This is a genomic window from Candidatus Thiodiazotropha sp. CDECU1 (genome assembly GCF_963455295.1).
Classification (GTDB): domain Bacteria; phylum Pseudomonadota; class Gammaproteobacteria; order Chromatiales; family Chromatiaceae; genus Thiodiazotropha.
On sequence record NZ_OY734020.1, the window covers coordinates 996,945 to 1,015,798 of the forward strand.

General features: G+C 54.3%; 21 protein-coding genes. 14 read left to right on the forward strand and 7 right to left on the reverse strand.

Features of this window, described 5'->3' with window-relative positions; translation table 11 throughout:
* Nucleotides 1–40: 40 nt before the first annotated feature.
* Both fliS and fliT read left to right on the forward strand, forming a co-directional pair.
* Nucleotides 41–463, forward strand: coding sequence for a flagellar export chaperone FliS (gene fliS / locus R2K28_RS04585; protein WP_316368202.1), 423 nt, complete (start codon nucleotides 41–43; stop codon nucleotides 461–463).
* A 49-nt stretch (nucleotides 464–512) separates the two neighbouring features.
* Nucleotides 513–827 carry a flagellar protein FliT gene (gene fliT / locus R2K28_RS04590; RefSeq protein WP_316368203.1) on the forward strand — a complete coding sequence of 105 codons (315 nt, stop codon included), beginning with the start codon at nucleotides 513–515 and terminating at the stop codon, nucleotides 825–827.
* Between the two features lie 43 nt (nucleotides 828–870).
* On the opposite strand, the gene R2K28_RS04595 is transcribed toward fliT, so the two are convergent.
* Complete coding sequence (locus R2K28_RS04595; RefSeq protein WP_442871421.1) at nucleotides 871–1,665, reverse strand: cytochrome C assembly family protein; 795 nt, start codon at nucleotides 1,663–1,665, stop codon at nucleotides 871–873.
* 155 nt (nucleotides 1,666–1,820) lie between these two features.
* Between R2K28_RS04595 and ffh the strand changes: the two genes are divergently transcribed.
* From ffh to rplS, 5 genes are all read left to right on the forward strand, one after another.
* Entirely contained in the window at nucleotides 1,821–3,203 is a 1,383-nt protein-coding gene (gene ffh, locus R2K28_RS04600) for a signal recognition particle protein (RefSeq protein WP_316368204.1), read from the forward strand.
* Between the two features lie 184 nt (nucleotides 3,204–3,387).
* Complete coding sequence (gene rpsP / locus R2K28_RS04605; RefSeq protein WP_116446829.1) at nucleotides 3,388–3,639, forward strand: 30S ribosomal protein S16; 252 nt, start codon at nucleotides 3,388–3,390, stop codon at nucleotides 3,637–3,639.
* A 49-nt stretch (nucleotides 3,640–3,688) separates the two neighbouring features.
* Nucleotides 3,689–4,195: a ribosome maturation factor RimM gene (gene rimM / locus R2K28_RS04610; RefSeq protein ID WP_316368205.1), complete on the forward strand. Its 507-nt coding sequence runs from the start codon at nucleotides 3,689–3,691 to the stop codon at nucleotides 4,193–4,195.
* A complete protein-coding gene (trmD, locus tag R2K28_RS04615; RefSeq protein ID WP_316368206.1) occupies nucleotides 4,195–4,956 on the forward strand; it encodes a tRNA (guanosine(37)-N1)-methyltransferase TrmD in 762 nt (253 codons plus the stop codon). The genes rimM and trmD overlap by 1 nt, the downstream gene beginning before the upstream one ends.
* Nucleotides 4,957–4,959: 3 nt before the next feature.
* The gene (rplS, locus tag R2K28_RS04620) at nucleotides 4,960–5,304 is read left to right on the forward strand and encodes a 50S ribosomal protein L19 (RefSeq protein ID WP_116446832.1); all 345 of its coding nucleotides are present in this window, start codon (nucleotides 4,960–4,962) and stop codon (nucleotides 5,302–5,304) included.
* Nucleotides 5,305–5,417: 113 nt separating this feature from the next.
* Here rplS and R2K28_RS04625 read toward each other — a convergent pair whose 3' ends face one another.
* Nucleotides 5,418–8,099 carry a bifunctional acetate--CoA ligase family protein/GNAT family N-acetyltransferase gene (locus R2K28_RS04625; RefSeq protein ID WP_316368207.1) on the reverse strand — a complete coding sequence of 894 codons (2,682 nt, stop codon included), beginning with the start codon at nucleotides 8,097–8,099 and terminating at the stop codon, nucleotides 5,418–5,420.
* Between the two features lie 251 nt (nucleotides 8,100–8,350).
* Between R2K28_RS04625 and R2K28_RS04630 the strand changes: the two genes are divergently transcribed.
* Both R2K28_RS04630 and sbcB read left to right on the forward strand, forming a co-directional pair.
* The gene (locus R2K28_RS04630; protein WP_316368208.1) at nucleotides 8,351–9,277 is read left to right on the forward strand and encodes a histone deacetylase family protein; all 927 of its coding nucleotides are present in this window, start codon (nucleotides 8,351–8,353) and stop codon (nucleotides 9,275–9,277) included.
* 212 nt (nucleotides 9,278–9,489) lie between these two features.
* Nucleotides 9,490–10,926: an exodeoxyribonuclease I gene (gene sbcB / locus R2K28_RS04635; RefSeq protein WP_316368209.1), complete on the forward strand. Its 1,437-nt coding sequence runs from the start codon at nucleotides 9,490–9,492 to the stop codon at nucleotides 10,924–10,926.
* A gap of 100 nt (nucleotides 10,927–11,026) precedes the next feature.
* On the opposite strand, the gene R2K28_RS04640 is transcribed toward sbcB, so the two are convergent.
* Together R2K28_RS04640 and R2K28_RS04645 are read right to left on the reverse strand one after the other, a co-directional pair.
* On the reverse strand, nucleotides 11,027–11,311 hold the full coding sequence (locus tag R2K28_RS04640; protein WP_316368210.1) for a hypothetical protein: 285 nt from the start codon (nucleotides 11,309–11,311) through the stop codon (nucleotides 11,027–11,029).
* A 41-nt stretch (nucleotides 11,312–11,352) separates the two neighbouring features.
* Nucleotides 11,353–12,000 carry an ankyrin repeat domain-containing protein gene (locus R2K28_RS04645; protein WP_316368211.1) on the reverse strand — a complete coding sequence of 216 codons (648 nt, stop codon included), beginning with the start codon at nucleotides 11,998–12,000 and terminating at the stop codon, nucleotides 11,353–11,355.
* Between the two features lie 93 nt (nucleotides 12,001–12,093).
* Between R2K28_RS04645 and R2K28_RS04650 the strand changes: the two genes are divergently transcribed.
* The 3 genes from R2K28_RS04650 (at nucleotide 12,094) to R2K28_RS04660 (ending at nucleotide 14,937) form a co-directional block, all read left to right on the forward strand.
* A complete protein-coding gene (locus R2K28_RS04650) occupies nucleotides 12,094–12,486 on the forward strand; it encodes a hypothetical protein (RefSeq protein WP_316368212.1) in 393 nt (130 codons plus the stop codon).
* Between the two features lie 169 nt (nucleotides 12,487–12,655).
* Nucleotides 12,656–14,209 carry a potassium channel protein gene (locus R2K28_RS04655; protein WP_316368213.1) on the forward strand — a complete coding sequence of 518 codons (1,554 nt, stop codon included), beginning with the start codon at nucleotides 12,656–12,658 and terminating at the stop codon, nucleotides 14,207–14,209.
* A complete protein-coding gene (locus R2K28_RS04660; protein WP_316368214.1) occupies nucleotides 14,209–14,937 on the forward strand; it encodes a potassium channel family protein in 729 nt (242 codons plus the stop codon). The genes R2K28_RS04655 and R2K28_RS04660 overlap by 1 nt, the downstream gene beginning before the upstream one ends.
* Nucleotides 14,938–14,973: 36 nt before the next feature.
* Here the strand turns inward: R2K28_RS04660 and R2K28_RS04665 are convergent, their stop codons facing one another.
* A complete protein-coding gene (locus tag R2K28_RS04665; protein WP_316368215.1) occupies nucleotides 14,974–15,330 on the reverse strand; it encodes a hypothetical protein in 357 nt (118 codons plus the stop codon).
* 134 nt (nucleotides 15,331–15,464) lie between these two features.
* Between R2K28_RS04665 and R2K28_RS04670 the strand changes: the two genes are divergently transcribed.
* The gene (locus R2K28_RS04670) at nucleotides 15,465–16,379 is read left to right on the forward strand and encodes a DUF3108 domain-containing protein (protein WP_316368216.1); all 915 of its coding nucleotides are present in this window, start codon (nucleotides 15,465–15,467) and stop codon (nucleotides 16,377–16,379) included.
* Nucleotides 16,380–16,420: 41 nt separating this feature from the next.
* Here the strand turns inward: R2K28_RS04670 and R2K28_RS04675 are convergent, their stop codons facing one another.
* Both R2K28_RS04675 and R2K28_RS04680 read right to left on the reverse strand, forming a co-directional pair.
* Nucleotides 16,421–17,209, reverse strand: a complete 789-nt coding sequence (locus R2K28_RS04675) for a hypothetical protein (RefSeq protein ID WP_316368217.1) — start codon at nucleotides 17,207–17,209, stop codon at nucleotides 16,421–16,423.
* The gene (locus R2K28_RS04680) at nucleotides 17,206–18,078 is read right to left on the reverse strand and encodes a sterol desaturase family protein (RefSeq protein WP_316368218.1); all 873 of its coding nucleotides are present in this window, start codon (nucleotides 18,076–18,078) and stop codon (nucleotides 17,206–17,208) included. The genes R2K28_RS04675 and R2K28_RS04680 overlap by 4 nt, the downstream gene beginning before the upstream one ends.
* 195 nt (nucleotides 18,079–18,273) lie before the next feature.
* Here R2K28_RS04680 and R2K28_RS04685 point away from each other — a divergent pair, with 195 nt between their 5' ends.
* Nucleotides 18,274–18,840, forward strand: coding sequence for a hypothetical protein (locus R2K28_RS04685; protein WP_316368219.1), 567 nt, complete (start codon nucleotides 18,274–18,276; stop codon nucleotides 18,838–18,840).
* Nucleotides 18,841–18,854: the final 14 nt, after the last annotated feature.

Sequence of the window (18,854 nt, forward strand, 5' to 3'; positions counted from 1 at the left end):
TACAGCATTGGCTTAATTCAGACAGCTTGAAGGTCTAATAATGGTAAGTAACTCAGCAATAAACAGTTATCGTCAAGCCGCTTCATCAGAAGCCATGTATGCCACCCCATTCAGATTGGTCCAGATGCTCATGACCGGGGCCTTGGATGGGATTTCCAATGCACGCGGGTCGATTCAGCGCAAGGAGCACGAAGCCAGACACAATGAGATCAACTGGATCATCTCGGTTATCGAGGCCCTGCGAGGTGCCCTGGATTTTGAACAGGGCGGGGAAATAGCCAACAATCTCGATATGCTCTACGACTACATGATCCGGCGTCTGTTCGAGGCAAACATCAATCAGGATGTTGAGGCCCTGGATGAAGTGGCATCGTTGCTGAAAGAGATCAAAACCGCCTGGGATGCCATGCCGGAAGCCATTCAAAATGCCAAAAACATCGATGACGTGGTGAAAACCAAATAACCCTTGTCAGCATCGACCCTGGATAAAAAGGCGTTGGGGGAAGCACACCGTGCCTACGCTCGAGCAGAACCTGAAACTTGCCTTTGAGTTGAGCCAAGAGATTCTCCGCCTGGCCGGGGAGGAGCAGTGGTCTGAGCTGGAGCAGCTGGACCACAAGCGGATGCAGACCCTGAAGGTGATCTTCGCCGATCCTGAAGCATCCAGCAGCGAGGGATTTGAGGAGAGGGTGCAACAGATCGTGGCGCTGAATGACCGCACCCTGGCAATCTGCGAAGCGGCCAGGGTGGATGTCATGAAAGACGGGAAAAAGCTGAAACTCGGAAGGGATGCGATCCAGGCCTATCGGAAACAGGCTCAGGATTGAGTCCGTCCCCGCATACCGTTAACCCTCTCCCGACAGAATCATCTCAGCTGAGAATCAACTCGATCACCACCTTGCTGCCGAAGTAGGCGAGCATCAGTACCACAAATCCGCTGAGGGTCCAGATCAGCGCCTTCTGGCCCCGCCATCCAAAGCGATAACGCCCCCATAACAGGGTACCGAAGACAACCCAGGCGATAATCGAAAGTACCGTCTTATGGGCAAGGTGCTGCTCAAACATATTTTCCAGAAAAGCGAATCCGGATAGCAGGGCCAGGCTCAGCAACACGAATCCCACCGCAATCATTTCGAACAGCAGGCTCTCCATGGTCTGCAGTGGAGGCAGGGCGCGAATGAAGCCGCCAGGATGGCGTTGCCGCAGGTGGTGATCCTGAATGGCGAGCAATATCGCCTGCACACTGGCCAGGGCGAAGAGGCTATAGGCCAGCATGGAGACCAGGATATGGATGGTCAAACCGCTGGAGACCTGGTCGGTGATGAAGTGAACCGTCTGATAGCGGCTCTCCAGATAGAGGGCAATCGCTGCCAGGGGCATGATGACAATGCCCAGGTTCTCAACCGGCTTACTGATGCTGGAGACCAATAGCAGCAGGGTGATGGTCCAGGCGATCAGGGACATGGCATTGAAAATGCCCAAATTGATAGCGGAGGATGAGATGAGGTTTTGATAGTGGGGAACGGCATGCAGGGCCACTCCGAGAAATCCCACACCCAGCGCCAGGGCGCGGGGCAGCTTCGAGCCTTCCTGATTTCGGAACAGCCGGAGTGCCAGGATCGAGCCGGCGGCTAGATAGGTGATAATGGCGAGTGTGGCGATCAAGATCCTGTAAATCCTTAACTCGGGTCTGTAAGCAGGCCCTGGTAGATGGGAATAAGCCGCGATATTCGCATATTTTCCACTTGCTGTGAAAGAGATAGGGAGTAATTCTCTCGGACTGGTATACTGATTTATTGTTCGTACCCATTAGGACAACCATGTTTGACAATCTGACTCAACGGCTGGGCAAGGTGCTCACCAATCTACGCGGCCAGGGCCGTCTCACGGATGAAAATATCAAGGAGACCATGCGCGAGGTGCGCATGGCGCTGCTGGAGGCCGATGTGGCCCTGCCGGTGGTGCGTGAATTCATCGATCAGGTGAAGCGGAAAGCGACCGGTGAGGAGGTCATGAAGAGCCTCACCCCGGGCCAGACCTTGATAAAGATCGTCAATGACGAGTTGATTCATGTGATGGGTGAGGCCAACGAGGCCCTCGATCTGGCGGCACAGCCACCGGCGGTAATCCTGATGGCGGGATTACAGGGCTCGGGTAAGACCACCAGTGTGGCCAAGCTCGCACGCTGGTTGCTGCAGCAGGGGAAAAAGAAGATCAGCGTGGTGAGCTGTGACGTCTACCGACCGGCGGCGATAGACCAGCTGGCGACCCTGGCCCGGGACGTGGGAGTCGATTTCATACCCAGTTCGGGCGATGAGAAGCCCCTGAACATCGCCCAACGGGCGGTTAAGGAGGCGGCCAAGGGATTTGCCGAGGTACTGATTGTGGATACCGCCGGCAGACTGCACGTGGATGAGCAGATGATGGGTGAAATCAAGCAGCTCCATCAAACCCTCGATCCGGTGGAGACCCTGTTCGTCGTGGATAGTATGACCGGACAGGATGCGGCCAATACCGCCAAGGCCTTCAACGATGCGCTACCCCTGACAGGTGTGATTCTGACCAAGGCCGATGGCGATGCCCGTGGCGGGGCCGCGTTGTCGATACGCCAGATCACCGGCAAGCCGATCAAGTTTATCGGTGTGGGTGAAAAGACCGATGCCCTGGAGGCCTTTCACCCAGATCGAATCGCGTCGCGCATCCTAGGCATGGGCGATGTCCTCAGCCTGGTGGAGGAGGTGGGTCGCAAGGTCGATCAGGAGAAGGCGACGCAACTGGCGAAAAAACTCCAGAAGGGCAAGGGGTTCGATCTGGAGGATTTCAAGGAGCAGATGCTGCAGATGGCCAATATGGGGGGTATGAGCGGTCTGCTGGACAAGTTGCCGGGCATGGGAGAGATACCCGATCATGTGAAAAATCAGGTGAACGACAAAGAGATTGGCCGCCTGATCGCCATCATCAACTCCATGACCCCCCACGAGCGCTCCTTTCCCGCTGTGATCAAGGGTTCCCGCAAACGGCGGATCGCCGCCGGATCCGGCACCCAGGTGCAGGATGTAAACAAATTGCTCAAACAATTCATGCAGATGCAGAAAATGATGAAGAAGATGAAGGGCGGCGGCATGAAAAAGATGATGAAGGGGATGGCAGGTCGGTTTCCGGGCGGGGGGATGCCGCCGGGGGGCGGCGGTTTTCCGTTCTGATTCAACGCTTTGTTTTTAATTGAGAATGTTGAATTGATGGGTTCGCTGCGCTCACTCCACCAATGCAAAATTCATAATCCAACAGTCAAAAATTTTTTCTTCACATCAGCCAAAAGTTAGTTATAATACGCCGTTTCCCGCCGGGCAGGTTCCGGTGTGTTAGCGAATTTCTAAGGATACATCAATGGTAACCATACGCCTTTCAAGAACCGGCGCGAAGAAGCGACCCTTTTACCACATTGTGGTGACCGACAGCCGCAATGCGCGTGACGGTCGCTATATTGAACGTCTCGGTTTCTTCAATCCTGTTGCGGTCGGCGGCGAAGAGGAACTGCGAGTCGATCAGGAGCGCGTGCAGCACTGGGTATCCAAGGGTGCGCAGCCGAGCGAGCGGGTGACGGCGCTACTGAAACAGGCAGCTAAACAGGCAGCCTGACAGTCAGTCATCCCGTCCCGGGTGGAAGCCCCATAGAGGGACGGAGAAGATGCCGCAAGATGAGTTGATAATAATGGGCCGGGTTTCTGGCCTGTTTGGTGTCAGGGGTTGGCTAAAGATCTACTCCCATACCTCACCGAGAGAGGGAATTGTCCGCTATCGGGATTGGTATCTCAAACAGGGGGGTGATTGGAAGCACTATAAGCTGATTGCCGGTCGCAGCCAGGGCAAGGGCGTAGTCGCCCAGCTGCAGGGAATCGATGACCGGGATCTTGCCGCGCCATTGGTGGAGTGTGACATCGCTGTCCAGCGTGAGCAGCTACCGGCACTGGAATCTGGCGAATACTACTGGACCGATCTGCAAGGATTGCGGGTGGTGAACCTCGAAGGGGTCGAACTGGGTGTCGTCTCACACCTCTTCGAGACCGGGGCCAACGATGTAATGGTGGTCCGCGGTGAGCGTGAACGGTTGATACCCTACACCACGGGAGAGGCCATACAGGAGGTGGATCTGGAACACGGGCGGATTACCGTGGACTGGGACCCGGAGTTCTGATGCGATTCGACCTGGTCACGCTGATGCCGGCTATGTTCGATGCCCTGACCAAGGAGGGCGTCGTGGCCAGGGCGATCGGTCGCCAACTGGCGCAGATCGAACTCTGGAACCCGCGTGACTACACCAAGGATGTGCATCGCACGGTGGATGATCGGCCCTATGGCGGTGGACCCGGCATGGTGATGAAGTACCAGCCGCTGCAGCAGGCAATCGATGCGGCGTTGCAGGCATCTCCGCAGGCGAAGGTGATCTATCTGAGCCCACAGGGAGAGAGGTTCGATCAACAGCGGGCACAGGCGGTAGTTGAGAGTCGACAACCACTGCTACTGATAGCAGGCCGCTATGAAGGTGTGGATGAACGCATTATAGAGCGCTATGTGGATGAAGAGTGGTCCATAGGCGACTATGTGTTAAGTGGCGGCGAGCTTGCCGCGATGGTGGTTTTGGATGCGCTGATAAGGCTGATTCCCGGTGCCCTGGGGGATGCCGATTCCGCACAACAGGATTCATTCATGGACGGGTTGCTGGATTGTCCGCACTATACCCGTCCTGAGCAGATCGATGGCATGTCGGTACCGGAGGTACTGCAAGGTGGAAACCACGACGCCATACGGCGCTGGCGTCTGCAGCAGGCACTGAAACGTACCCGCGAGAGACGTCCCGATCTGTTGCAGGGCCGTCAGATGACGGTTGAAGAAGAGAAGTTAATAGCAGAAATCATTGCTGCGTCGGGAGACGCGGAGCAGACACAGGAGCAATAGACCATGAGCAATATCATCGCAGAACTCGAAGCCGAGCAGATGGGGCGTGAGGTTCCAGATTTTGGCCCCGGTGATACCGTTGTGGTTCAAGTTCGGGTTAAGGAGGGGCAGCGTGAACGCCTGCAGGCCTTCGAAGGCATAGTGATCGCCAAGCGCAACCGTGGCCTCAACTCAGCATTCACCGTTCGCAAGATCTCTCACGGTGAGGGTGTTGAGCGTGTTTTTCAGACCTATAGCCCAACCGTGGCCTCCATCAAGGTGACCCGTCGTGGTGATGTGCGCCGGGCGAAACTCTACTATCTGCGTGGCCGCACCGGTAAAGCCGCACGCATCAAAGAGAAGATCTAAGCCGCAACCTTACAGTGCTGAAAAAAGCCGCCCTGTTCCATGACAGGGCGGCTTTTTCGTGCCTGACGAACAGAAAAGAAGACGAAAAAATGTAGGGTGCGGCTTGCCGCACCCTACAGATCCACCACCACCTGTTTTATGCTGCTGTCCTCCGGTGATGTGGAGATACCGAAGTAGAGCGATTTCATCAGATCCAGCATCTTGAAATTATTACTCAATACCTCTCCCTCCATCTTCTCCAGGCCACGATCCCGGGCGATCTCCATCAGCTGATGCATGAGCTTATGGCCGATCCCCTGGCGCTGCCACTGATCGGATACCACCAGGGCGAACTCGCAGCTCTTCTTGTCTGGATTGATCACATAGCGGGAGACACCCAATTCGATTTCATGGTTGTCATCCTCGGTGACCGCGATCAGCGCCATCTCGTTGTGGTAATCGATCTGGGTGAAGCGTGTCAGCATCTCCGGGGTCAGCTCCTGAATGGAACTCATAAAGCGGAAATATTTCGCCTCGTCGGAGAGCTGACGGGTGAAGGTCTGTTCCAGGTCGGCATCCTCCGGCCGAATTGGTCTGATCACGATATTGGTGCCGTTGGGCAACTGGGTGCGGTTGACCAGGTTGACCGGGTAGGGGTGGATGGCCAAATGGTTGTAAGGGTCGGTGGAGGGACGTGGGAAATCGACCCGGATGCGTGCATCCACGGCAATCGCCCCCTGGTCGTCGACAATCAGGGGATTGATGTCCATCTCCTGGATCCAGGGTAGTTCACAGGCCATGGTGGAGACCCGCAACAACACATCGATCAGTGCTTCCCGGTTGGCGGGGGGCATATGCCGGAATTGACTCAGCAGTTTAGCGGCCTTGGTACGATCGATCAGGTCGCTGGCGAGGCGGCGGTTGAGGGGTGGCAGGGCGATGGCCGAGTCACCCATCACCTCCACGGCGGTGCCGCCGCTGCCGAAGCTGATCACCGGTCCGAACACCGGATCACGTACGATGCCGATGAGCAGTTCCCGTCCATTCGGGCTTTGATACATCTGTTCAACGGTTACCCCCTCCACATTTGCCTCGGGGCGGGTCTCCTTGACCTGTTCGATCAGATCACGATAGGTGCTGCGCACAACCTGGGCGTTACTGATATTGAGTCGAATGCCGCCGGCATCGGATTTATGGGAGATGTCGGGGGAGTAGATCTTCATGGCGACGGGGAATCCGATCGATTCAGCCAGGATCAGCGCCTCATTGGCGGAACGGGCGATACCGTTACGCACTGCGTTGATACGGAAGGCACCGAGCAGGGCGAATGATTCGGGTTCGGTAAGGATTTTACGTTGTTCAGCCAGGGCGCTTTCGATGATCAGTCTTGCACCTTCCGTATCGGGGTCGATGTGTCGCCTGGAGCTCTTGGCTGGTGTTTGCAGCAGCAGGCGCTGATTCTTCTGGTAGGAAGAGAGATAGGAGAAGGCGTCAACGGCATTCTCCAGGGTGCGGAAGGTGGGAAGCTTGGCGTTGTTGAATAGTTTGCGTGCGCTTTCCACCTGATTTCCCCCCATCCAGCTGGTGAGGATCGGTTTCTTGTGGTGATCCGCCAGATCGATCAGGGCATTGGCAACCTCTTCAGGTTCGGTCATCGCCTGCGGGGTAAGAATAACGATGGTGCCATCCACACCCGGGTCGTTAAGGCAGGTATCGACCGCGGCACGATAGCGCTCGGGGGGTGCGTCACCAATGATGTCCACGGGATTTCCATGGGACCAGACATCCGGCAGGACTTTGTTCAATTCAGTAATCGTGTCGCCACCGAATTCCGCCAGCTCGATATTCAGATCCGAGGCCCGGTCAGCGGCCATGACTCCAGGACCGCCGCCATTGGTGATGATCGCCAGCCTGTCCCCATAGACGCGATAACGGGAGGAGAGCGCCTTGGCGGCAGAGAATAGCTGGGTGACCGTTTCCACCCGTAATACACCGGAACGGGAGAGGGCGGCTGCAAAGGTCTCATCGCTGCCAACCAGGGCGCCGGTATGAGACATGGAGGCCTCCGCCCCCGCCGCATGGCGACCCACCTTGAGTACGATAACCGGCTTGATGCGTGCCGCTGCCCGCAAACCGCTCATGAAACGTCGGGCATTCTTGATCCCCTCCACATACAGCAGGATGCTGTCGGTCATGGGATCGGATACCAGGTAATCCAGGTAGTCGCCAAAATCCAGATCAGCGCCGATACCGGTGGAAATCACAGTGGAAAAACCGATGTCGTTTACCTCGGCCCAGTCGAGGATGGCGGTGCAGATCGCTCCTGATTGGGAGACCAGTGCCAGATTGCCCGGGGTCGCGTTGTTGTTGCCGAAGGTGATGTTGAGGCCTTTATCCGGGCGGATCAATCCGAGGCAGTTGGGGCCGATGAAGCGTATCCCATACTCCTTCGCCAGCTCCACCACCTTGTCTTCCAGACGGCGCCCGGTTACGCCGGTTTCACGAAAACCGGCAGACAGGATGATCATGGTCTTGACGCCATGTTCACCACAGGCCTGAACGATTGCGGGAATCGTTTTTGCCGGTGTGGCGACCACTGCCAGTTCGACAGGTTTATTGATTACATCGATACTCTTATAGGCCTTTTTACCCTGAACCTTGTCATGCTTCAGGTTGATTGGGTAGATCTGACCCTTGAATCCGGCTGAAATGAGGTTTTTGAATACCACCTCGCCGACGGAGTTTTTCCTGTCGCTGGCACCAAACATGGCGATGCTTTTTGGCGAGAAGAGAGGTGTCAAATAGTGTGATTGCATGATCTACAGCCTGTTGAACTTCGGAAGATGATATGGAGTATGATGTCCTTGATTACCCATTAAGGCAGAGTGTGAAATTCTGACAATATCGAGAAAGAAAAAATCAGTGAATATCACTCTTGAGTAGCGGCAAGATGGGCTTGAAGTTTACCTTTATATGATGACAATTTCTTTAACTAAGTAGTGATTTTTAAAAGATGATAGTGAGTATTACTTAGTTAAATAGAGACTTTGAAAGTGGGGGTTGGAGATTGAAGACCGCGTATATAACACACCCGGATTGCCTATTGCATGATACCGGTGTGGGACACCCTGAAAACGCAGCCCGTCTGCGGGCGATAGATGACCGCTTGATGGCTGCACAACTGTATGATTTTTTACGCCATTACGATGCACCCGAGGTGACCAGGGAGCAGTTGCTACGCTGTCACGATGCAGCCTATCTCTCCCAAGTCGACAAGTTGATGCCCCAAACCGGTCATGCCCATCTCGATCCGGACACGGTTGTCAGCCCGCAGAGTCTACAGGCGGCGAAACGGGCGGCGGGTGCCGTCATAAAAGCGGTCGACCTGATCATGAACGAGGATCTGTCGAATGCCTTTTGTAACGTCAGGCCTCCAGGCCATCATGCAGAAAGAATGCGTACCATGGGGTTTTGTATCTATGGTAACGCCTCTGTCGGTGCGGCCCATGCCATGGAGGTGTATGGATTGCAACGGGTCGCCATACTCGACTTCGATGTACACCATGGCAATGGCAGTGAAGATATCTTTCGCGACGACCGACGGGTGATCGTCTGTTCCACCTTTCAACACCCCTTCTATCCTTATACCGCCATTGAGGAGAGTCCCGATCATATTATATGCGCGCCTCTGGAGGCGACGGCAAAGAGTGCTGATTTCAAGGAAGCTGTTACCAGCCATTGGTTGCCGGCACTGAATCACTTTAGACCGCAGATGTTCTTTGTCTCCGCCGGATTCGATGCCCATATCGAGGATGACATGTCGGGCGTCAGTTTGACGGAAGCGGATTATCGCTGGGTGACAGAGCAGATCAAGGGGTTGGCGGATCAGTACGCCAACGGCAGGATTGTCTCAGTGCTGGAGGGTGGCTATGAACCCCACGCCCTGGCGCGCAGCGTCGAGGCGCATATCCGGGTGTTGATGGATTTGAATTGAGGGATAAGTCCGCAAATGAACGCAAGTGGATTTTATTCATTCCGCTCGGTGCTTGTATCGTGTAGGGTGCGGCTTGCCGCACCGTTAAATCCTCTAGACATATTGGTACCATAATGATGCTTGTGTATTGGTGCGGCGAGCCGCACCCTACGTATGCATCGGGTTTTTATTTGAACTGCTAATTGCGTTCATTTGCGGACATATTTAAGACTATGACATTCAGTTTCTATTGGCATGACTACGAGACCTGGGGCGCCGATCCGCGCCGGGACCGGGCGTCTCAATTCGCGGGTGTGCGTACCGACGCGGAGCTGAATCCAATCGATGACCCGTTGGTCGTCTACTGCAGGCCGAGTGACGACATGCTGCCCCAGCCGGAGGCCTGCCTGGTGACCGGCATCACCCCGCAAAAGGCGTTTCAAGAGGGATTGATCGAGGCGGAATTCATCAAGCGGATCCAACAACAGCTTTCCGTACCGGAGACATGTGGCGTCGGTTACAACACCATTCGCTTCGATGATGAGGTGACGCGCCACACCCTGTACCGGAATTTCTACGATCCCTACGCACGGGAGTGGCAGAACGGATCATCCCGCTGGGACATCATCGATATGGTACGTTTGACCCATGCCCTGAGACCGGAGGGTATCGAGTGGCCGCAAAACGAGGCGGGTGTCACCAGCTTCCGTCTCGAGGTACTCAGCGCCGCCAATGACATCTCCCATGAATCCGCCCATGATGCCCTGTCGGATGTGTATGCCACCATCGAGCTGGCGCGGCTGATAAAACAACGCCAGCCAAAGCTCTATGACTATCTGTTAAACAGTCGCAATAAAAAAGTGATTGCCGGCCGACTGAACCTGCAGCAGCGCCAGGCGGTGTTGCATGTCTCTTCCATGTATCCGGCCGCGCTGGGTTGTATCGCCATGGTTGTGCCTCTGCTGAAGCATCCGGTCAATCCCAATGGGGTGATCGTATACGATCTGCGCCATGATCCGGCGCCCCTGTTCGAGCTGTCGGAAGAGGTGCTGCATGAACGGTTATTTACACCCACTGCAGATCTGCCTGAGGGAATTGAGCGTCTTCCCTTAAAGACGGTACATATCAACAAGTGCCCGGTGGTGGTCCCCCTCTCCACCCTCACAGAGGAAGCGGCGCAGCGGTGGTGTATCGATGTGAAACAGGGTGAAGTCTATCGACAAAAGTTGTTGGCTGATGCAGCTTTCATCAACAAGGTGGCGTCTATCCATAAAGCAAGGGAGTTCGAGCCGATCAGTGATCCCGATCAGGCACTCTATAGTGGCGGATTCTTTTCCCGCGATGATCGTCAGCGAATGGATGCACTAATAGCCACCGAGCCGGCATCCCTGGTCCAATTCCCCCTGGTCTTTGATGATGCCCGTCTACCGGAAATGGTGTTCAGGTATCGTGCAAGAAACTGGCCGGACCTGCTTACAGAGGAGGAAAGACAGCGCTGGCAGGAGTTTCGTGAAGCCAGGTTAATGGAGGCCGATGGCGGTGGCACTATTACCCTGGATGAATATCTGGCGAAGCTCGACGACTTGGAAGCGGATCCGCTGCTCTCCCCGGAAAAACGGGCGTTGATCGGTCCGTTGCTGGCCTGGGCCGAACAGATTGCTCCCGGCTAGTGGGCTGGCTGAGAATTACAGAACTTCCCGCTTGGCCCACTAGGACTCGGTTTGAAAAAATCGCCCAAACCTAGGGTGCGGCTTGCCGCACCTCATCCAACTACTCCTCGGTCCACTTCTGCAAGGCTTCGATAATCCCCTTCGCCTGGTCCTTGCTGGAGATGTTGAATTTACTCTTTTGCATGTATTCACCGCTACGTTTCTGGTAGCGGCGAATGGTGAATTTGTCAGCACCGTACAGTTGCTTGGCCCTGTCCCAATCCTGATAGCGAAATATGATGGTTGTCCATGCTCCTTTGGAGAGTACGACCTTATCCAGTTCCTTGACCACGTCGATGCCATCTTCCGAGTAGGTGACGCTGAGTTCTTCAGGTGTTGATGCCATGTGAAATACTGTTCCTAATTTTAATGGGTGATAACTCGTGTTCAGCGCTCATCACTGGCACCGAACTGGCGTAAAATTCTTTCGATAGCACTATTTTCCCGTTCAAGGGCAATCGCCAATGGTGTCTGCCCCGCTCGATTACGGATATCCAGACTCGCCCCGCGATTGATGAGGTATTTGGCCACCACCCGCTGATCATTGAGAATTGCCGAATGCAGGGGAGTATTACCTTCCGCATCGGTATTATCAAGTGCCGCACCCTGGCGTATCAGGAATCCAATCACATCCCGATCGGCACTGCCCAGTCTCGCGGTCTCATGCAGGGCAGTGTCTGGGTCGAGTTTTGCCCCTTGCTTGAAAAGATATTCCGCAATGATAGTGTTGCGTGCAATCAGGGCCTTGAGCAGAGGCGAGTGGCCTTGTGGATCGACAAGTTCCAGATCAGCGCCGTTCTTGACCAGGATCTTGGTAATCACAAGGCTGCCCTTTGTCGCCGCCACATGCAGCGGCGCGAATCCATCCGGTCCTGGTTTGTTGATGTCGCCGTTCCAATGGATATTGCGTTCAAGTTGATCGATATCGCCGACTTGGACTGCGCGTGCCAGCGTGATCGTCGGTTCACTGGGCTGACTACAGCCGATGAGCGTGTAGAGACAGATGAGACTGATAAGGTTGAATCTGTTGGGCATAGTGGATGATAGTAAATGGTTCTCTACCAAAGCTGCAAGCACGGGCTGTCAATGATTGGCCTGATGGCATCCACGTGATAGGGTTGATCCGACATGATAACAAAATTAATCCTCACCCTTACGGTCATTGCCATCGCCTGGTTGGTAGTCAAAAACAGACAGCAACGGGTAGAGGCCATCTCCCATGATCGACAGCCCGGCGTCCCTGCGAGGCAGGGTGCAAATCCCTTGATGAAATGGGGGGCATACTCCCTGTTGGCGATGCTGTTGCTGGGCAGCGGGGGCTACCTGTTCGTACAGTGGCAGGACTCCGCACGTGTGGTCACTGTAATAGTGGTCGACACCCAGACAGGAAGAAGTGTGAGTTACCAGGCGCGGCGAGGTGATATCGAGGAGCGCTATTTCGTCACCCTGGATGGCAGGGAGGTGAGTGTGGCCAATAATGAACGCATCGAACTGGAATCGGCCTCCCGGCAGCGCCCTTGAGGCCCGCATTCGCTCCAGGTTTTGTCAGATCTGCCGATATATAGCCAGAAGCATAGCCAACTCCCCGCCTGAATACCTGGGGGTCAGGGTTGTAAATGAAAATTGGTAATCGGTGAGTAGCCTCTGTCACATGTCATTCTCCCATCGCGTCATCAAACATTGTTATACGATGCAGGGTTCCGCCCGCTACACGGGTTTGAAAGGGGCTGTCTATAATCTGCTGGAAAATCCACGCGCGCCGATCCGTCCCTATTTCGATATCTTCATGATCCTGCTCGTGCTGACCACGGTGTGGATGCTGATCTATGAAGTGAAAAATGACTTGGGGTTGTTTGGCGATCTGTTCGAGATGATCGCCGTTGGCATATTCATCATCGAGTATCTGTTGCGTTTCTGGATCTTCAATGACAGCCACAAGGTGATACTCGAGCGTTATGAGCGGGCCGAGTTTATCAATGAACCCTTCCGCCTCTGGCCGGCACTATGGCATGCAGTAACGGGTAAACTGCGATACGTCATCCAACCGCTGGCGATTATCGATCTGCTGGCGATTATTCCAAGCTACCGGCCGTTGCGCTTCCTGCGTATCTTTTTGCTGTTTCGTCTCTTCAAGCTGTTCCGCTACACCCGCAGTATCAGTGAATTCGTCAAGGTGCTATCCGAGAAGCGGATAGAATTGGTGACCCTGTTCATCTTCATGGCATTCATCACCTTTACCGCCGCCACAGCGATATTCTTCTTTGAGGCCGATCAGCAGGATGCCGAGATAACCGGTTTCTTTGACAGTGTATATTGGGCGCTGGTGACCATGTCTACGGTGGGATATGGCGACATAACACCCCATACCACCGAGGGTCGGGTTATCACTCTGGTACTGATCATTGCCGGCTTGGGCGTGATCTCATTTTTTACCTCGATCATCGTTTCCGCCTTCGGTGAGAAGATCGATGAAATTCGCGCCCATCGGATCTATTCCGAGGTGGAGCGCAAACGCATCGACACCCTGGTGTGCGGCTTTGGACGGGTAGGTCAGGTGGTCGCAGAGCGTATGGCTGCGGACAAACGTCCATTTATCGTGATAGATCCCCTGGAAGAGAATGTGCGCATCGCCAAGCAGCGAGGCCATCTGGCGGTGGTCGGGGATGGTGAGGATACCGAGCTGCTATCGAGTCTGGGTATCGAAAAGCGTATCCGGCGACTGCTGTGTCTCACAGGGGATGACGTGATCAACGTCTATATCACCCTTTCCGCAAAACAGTTGAATCCGCATATCGAGATTATCTCCCGCGCCAATCATCGGGAGAATGTTTCCAAGCTCGATCGTGCAGGGGCCGACTACTGCGTCGCTCCCAATGAGGTGTTCGGTCTGATGGCTGCCCAGTATGCCGGGCAACCGGTCGCTTTCGAGGCCATTTACGGACTCTTGACCGGACAATCCCAAGAGGGGATTGAGGCGGTGCGCATCAAGCATGAAAGTGTGTTGGTTGGGCGGCGTATGGATAGCATCGATTTCAAGCAGCGTAAACTGACACCCTTTGGCGTGATACGCGAAGAGAGTGCCGAAACGGCTGAAGAGCATGCCCGCTATAATCTGCAAGGGCGCTGCTTCTTCTTTAATCCGAAACACAATTTCACCCTCTACAAGGATGATCTGTTAGTCCTGCTGGGACATGAATACAGCGTGGTTCACTTCCGTGATTGTCTCGAAAGGGGAACCCTCTGATGAGCCGGCTCGATACCTTGATATTCGGTTGCAGCGCACTGGGACATGAGGTCGCGATGCAATTGGCGGAGCGTGGTATTCAGGCCTATCTCTACAGCAACGATATGGATGAGGTGGGCGCGCTGCTGGCCAAGGGAGCGCAGGCAGCCGTGGTCGATTTCAAGGATGATGACAAGCTGCGAGAAATCGGCATCGGCAGATGGGTGAAGACGATTTTCTGTCTCTTTTCCGAAGAACCGAACAATCTCTTTCTGACCCTATCCGCCAGGGCCCTGGATGCCGATCTCAAGATTGTCTGCGTGTGTGAATCAGCTGCGTCCGGGGAGCGCTTAAAGGCGGCGGGAGCGACAAAAGTAATCGATCCCTACGAGATCAGTGGTCACCGGGTGCATGAGCGTATTGCCAGACCCTATCTGGTGGAGATGCTGGAAAGCTCGCTGTTTGGCAAACATATCGATATCGCCGAGATAGAGATGCCCGAAGGCTCCAGCTTATCCGGTGTAGTGTTGAATGATCTGCAACTGGAAAAACAGTTCAATCTGATCATCACCGGTGTGGTTGACCTGGAGTTGGGGAATCAGCTGATCTTCTCCAACAGTGGCGTATCCCACCGCTTGCATGCAGGGGATATATTGGTCGTGATCGGGCCGGACCGGGAGATTTCCCGTCTCAAGCAGGCCGTTGCTGACAATTTATTGGAACCACCACCAGAATCCCGTGATCTATAGAGTCGATCAGGGCTCGCCGACAGATTCCGCCCGATCCTAAGCGGGGGCGCTTTGCAGAATAGCCGACATGGGGTCTGCTGCGGCATTGCCGGCTTGGACCTTTGCTGCCGCTTCGGGGGTTGTCGCTATCTGCTGTACAATGTTTTCGAGTAGTGAGCGGGCCTCTTCGGGTGTCTCCAGGTTGGACGCCGAGGCCTGGATGCGATTGTTCTCTAAATCGTAGAGTCGACGTGCCTGATCCACATCAACTGTCGTGCTGCTTGCTTCTGAGGCCTGAGTTTGCTGGGTCGTGGCTTGTGCCGATGCCTCTGCTGTTTTCTGGCTGGTGTGGGACCGCCCCGACTGATCTGTCGATGTATTGATGGGTTTGTCACTGTTGACGGGGCTGATCATAGTGCTAACTCCTCTAGAGACAAAAATTTGACGCATTCAGCTGCAATTCAGTGTTTAAAAGGGATAATGCTAGAAACGTGCCAATAAACTATTGCGGAGTATAGCCAAATGGATATAGCTCAGGAGATTTTCAAATGATTGTGCGAATTCAAGCCCTATTCCTGGTCATGGGGCTGATGCTCGCTGGATCTTCAGTGGCAGCGAAGGCGCCTGTGCTCGGCGAACACCTGGAATACACGCTGAAATTCAGGGGTGTGATTACCGGCTTCGTAGAGCTGGATATCGCTAAAATGACCATGGTTGTGGAGCAGACAATGGGGCGTGTTGATGATCATCCAGCCTTTGTCACAAGCCTGCAGCTTACCACTGAGCCCTATCGTAAGGCGGAGATGCTCTATCCCGTGAGGTTGCACTATCGCAGTTGGCTGGATGCGCGCAAACTGAATCCCCTGGTGGCAGTTAAATCCCTTAAAACTAGGGAGCACAAAGAGGCGCTGCTGTGGTTCGATCATAACCAAGGAGAGGCCTATCATTACCAGCCTGGCGAGCTGGACAGCGAACAGACTGGCAAGCCTCCGCAAAGTCTGCAGCAGACCACTCAGCTACCCGATGAGCAATGGGAGAAACTGTTACAGACCCATCGTATCGCCTTTGGTGACACAGAGGCATTGGACTATATCAGTTTTCTCCACCGACTCCGCAGCATGCCGCTGAAGAGCGGTGAACAGATCGATTTCTCCACCTTCAATGGGAAGGAGATCAATACCTATCGGGTCAAGGTGAATCAGGAACGGTTGGTACGCGCCGGGTGGAATCGCCCTGCGTTTAAAGTCAGATTGTGGGAGCTTGATCCCGAGAGTGGCAAAGGGACTGACAAGGCTGAGTTCTGGTTGAGTGATGACGAGGAACGCCTGTTACTGCGCTTCTACGCGGAACGCACCTTTGGCGCCATGGAGGGGATTCTTGAGACGGGTCGGCCCCTTGGCAGTGAAGACGCCGGTTTTTCAGAAGCGACTCAGTCCTCCCTTGAACGCTATCTTGGCTTTTAGTCTCTAACTCCCTTCCGATAAGGTGATTTACCCTGATTCGATTATTCGTCCGAGAGCTTGAATTTTGCCTTGCCCTGGCTCGGCTCCGGTTTGGGTTCAACCACATCCAAGTGGTCGATATTTGGGATAGGTGCAGGTTCAACAGGGGTTTGACAATCCTCCAGGCTGCCCTGGTTGGCCGGTGACATACTCAAGGCCGCGGTGTCGATCGCAGGTGCTTCAGGGGGTGCCTCTTCAATCAAAGTCACCCCAGGCTTATCCAATTCCAGCGCGGATGTATCGATCTCGAGGGGTTCCGGCTCAGCGGTTTCATCGATTGTGATGCCCGGTTTGTCCATATCCAGCGAGCTGATATCGGGGATCTCCGCAGCCTCCACTTCGGGTGTGCAATCGCTCAAATCAAAGCCTTGTGCTGATGATAACTCGTAGTCCGGTACCGCAATGGGTGTCATGTCTGAATCGGTTTCTGTGGCGGGTTCCATGGGCCCCTCCGCGAAGGTCAACTCGCTACTGCCTGAGCCGGCATCGGTGGCTACAACCCTTGGTTCTTCCTCCGGACGGGGTGGTTGAGCTGGTTTTGGTGCAGGAGGAGGGGTACCGGCAGGCACGATATCCACCAATCCACCGGCATCGCGGAAGGTGACGCGAAATTTAATCGCCCGATCCATATCGATGCCCTTTTTGATCGGGATCGGCTTGCCGCTGAAGAGTCGATCAAGCTTATCGCCCTGTAGTTTGAAAACAGCGCCGATTTTGCGCTTAACTTCTGCCGGATCATGATCCTTGATAATGGTGCCGGAAAAATAGACATCATAGGTTTCAGCGGTCATGGCTGCTTATCTCCTGGGTTCCTGTCACTCTTCCAAGAACGCTTATTAATACTGTAGACATCTTTGTCCTGAAGAAAAGGAATCATCAGCATTCCCGTGAGCCGGGTCGTAATTTGGGGGTCTCTGAAGGAGCTGAGGCCGATATCCATCCCTTGCTGCCCAAGCCGGGGTTGCTGGCAATAGGTGCCCATCATCCTGTCCCAAAGGGAGAGATTGAAACCAAAGTTGCTGTTCGTCTCGTTCGGTTCTACCGAGTGGTGTACTCGATGCATATCCGGTGTCACGATAATCCAGCGTAATACCCTGTCGAGGTGGGATGGCAGTCTGATATTGGCATGGTTGAACATTGCCATGCCGTTCAGCAATACCTCGAATATTACCACCGCCACCACGGGTGGGCCCAATGCGGCTATGGTCGCGATCTTGATCAACATTGAGAGGATGATCTCGATCGGGTGAAAACGGGCGCCGGTGGTAAGGTCATAATCCGGGTCGGCATGGTGCACCCGGTGGAGACGCCACAACATGGGAATTGCATGCACCATTACATGTTGCAGATAGATCACCATATCCATGACCAGAACCGCGATAAAGGCGCTTAACCAGAAGGGTAGTGCGATGGCGTTCAAGACCCCCCAGCCGGCATGGGTGGTGAATGCCGCCATCCCCACAGCCGCCGCCGGAAAGAGTAAACGCAACACCAGTGAGTTCAATATCACAATACCGATATTCCCCAACCAGCGTTTAGTACGGGGGTAGCGCAGTTCGCGGCAAGGCGAGGCTATCTCCCACAGGGCCATGATGGCGAATACTGCGAAAAAAGCCGTTAGTCGAATCGACAGCTCATGCTCGAGGATAAAATCAGACATATATCTTGCTTGTGGCCAGGGTGGTATTGGAATATTCCAAGTTTAACCGAAAAGATTGCAGTAATACTGGTTAGCTTAGTTGTCTAAAATTGTAGATTCTGCCCTAAATGGGTATGGCGGTGTCTATAATTATGTATATATCATGGTAAAAAATAATTCCCAGTCCCAATAATCTCCTACAACAGTAAACTATCTATGTTTGAGAAAGACCCACGAACATTCTCGCCCGAGTACAAGAATCTGTCGCCAGAGCAGAAGGCGATGGTCAAGCTTGAAATCACCTTGACCAACTTCTTCAAGTCCTTCGACAAGAGCATGTCCCGCTGGGAGCGGATGATCTATCCCATGCTGGTGGTTGTCGGGGTGCTCGGCCTCTCCGGTTTCTACCTTATCTACAATGTCACAAACGACATGCATACCCTGACACAACAAGTAGACCCGCGCATGGAGGAGCACCTGCAGTCGATGTCGCAGAACATGGGCCAGTTGGCGCAGAATATCAATACCATGACGGGTCATATCACCGTCCTGGTGGAGAAGATCGACAGTATGGAGCAACATATCGCCACAATGGACGGCAACATTGGTGCATTAGCCGTCGATGTGGGCAGCATGCAGCAGAATCTGGGGCTGATGACGGTGAATGTCGCGGATATGAATCAGGCCATGCGTACCATAACCGTAAACACAGGATTCATGAGTCGCGACATCAACCAAATGGGCCGTCCAATGGACTTCATGAACTCTTTCACCCCCTGGTAGGTGTGCATCAGTAG

Coding starts and splice junctions, on each gene's coding strand:
- R2K28_RS04625 (WP_316368207.1), bottom strand. CDS start 8,099: ATGCAATCACACTATTTGACACCTCTCTTCTCGCCAAAAAGCATCGCC.
- R2K28_RS04655 (WP_316368213.1), top strand. CDS start 12,656: ATGCAGGGTTCCGCCCGCTACACGGGTTTGAAAGGGGCTGTCTATAAT.
- rimM (WP_316368205.1), top strand. CDS start 3,689: ATGCCGCAAGATGAGTTGATAATAATGGGCCGGGTTTCTGGCCTGTTT.
- R2K28_RS04670 (WP_316368216.1), top strand. CDS start 15,465: ATGATTGTGCGAATTCAAGCCCTATTCCTGGTCATGGGGCTGATGCTC.
- R2K28_RS04645 (WP_316368211.1), bottom strand. CDS start 12,000: ATGCCCAACAGATTCAACCTTATCAGTCTCATCTGTCTCTACACGCTC.
- rplS (WP_116446832.1), top strand. CDS start 4,960: ATGAGCAATATCATCGCAGAACTCGAAGCCGAGCAGATGGGGCGTGAG.
- R2K28_RS04680 (WP_316368218.1), bottom strand. CDS start 18,078: ATGTCTGATTTTATCCTCGAGCATGAGCTGTCGATTCGACTAACGGCT.
- ffh (WP_316368204.1), top strand. CDS start 1,821: ATGTTTGACAATCTGACTCAACGGCTGGGCAAGGTGCTCACCAATCTA.
- R2K28_RS04660 (WP_316368214.1), top strand. CDS start 14,209: ATGAGCCGGCTCGATACCTTGATATTCGGTTGCAGCGCACTGGGACAT.
- sbcB (WP_316368209.1), top strand. CDS start 9,490: ATGACATTCAGTTTCTATTGGCATGACTACGAGACCTGGGGCGCCGAT.
- R2K28_RS04650 (WP_316368212.1), top strand. CDS start 12,094: ATGATAACAAAATTAATCCTCACCCTTACGGTCATTGCCATCGCCTGG.
- R2K28_RS04675 (WP_316368217.1), bottom strand. CDS start 17,209: ATGACCGCTGAAACCTATGATGTCTATTTTTCCGGCACCATTATCAAG.
- fliS (WP_316368202.1), top strand. CDS start 41: ATGGTAAGTAACTCAGCAATAAACAGTTATCGTCAAGCCGCTTCATCA.
- R2K28_RS04685 (WP_316368219.1), top strand. CDS start 18,274: ATGTTTGAGAAAGACCCACGAACATTCTCGCCCGAGTACAAGAATCTG.
- trmD (WP_316368206.1), top strand. CDS start 4,195: ATGCGATTCGACCTGGTCACGCTGATGCCGGCTATGTTCGATGCCCTG.
- R2K28_RS04640 (WP_316368210.1), bottom strand. CDS start 11,311: ATGGCATCAACACCTGAAGAACTCAGCGTCACCTACTCGGAAGATGGC.
- R2K28_RS04665 (WP_316368215.1), bottom strand. CDS start 15,330: ATGATCAGCCCCGTCAACAGTGACAAACCCATCAATACATCGACAGAT.
- rpsP (WP_116446829.1), top strand. CDS start 3,388: ATGGTAACCATACGCCTTTCAAGAACCGGCGCGAAGAAGCGACCCTTT.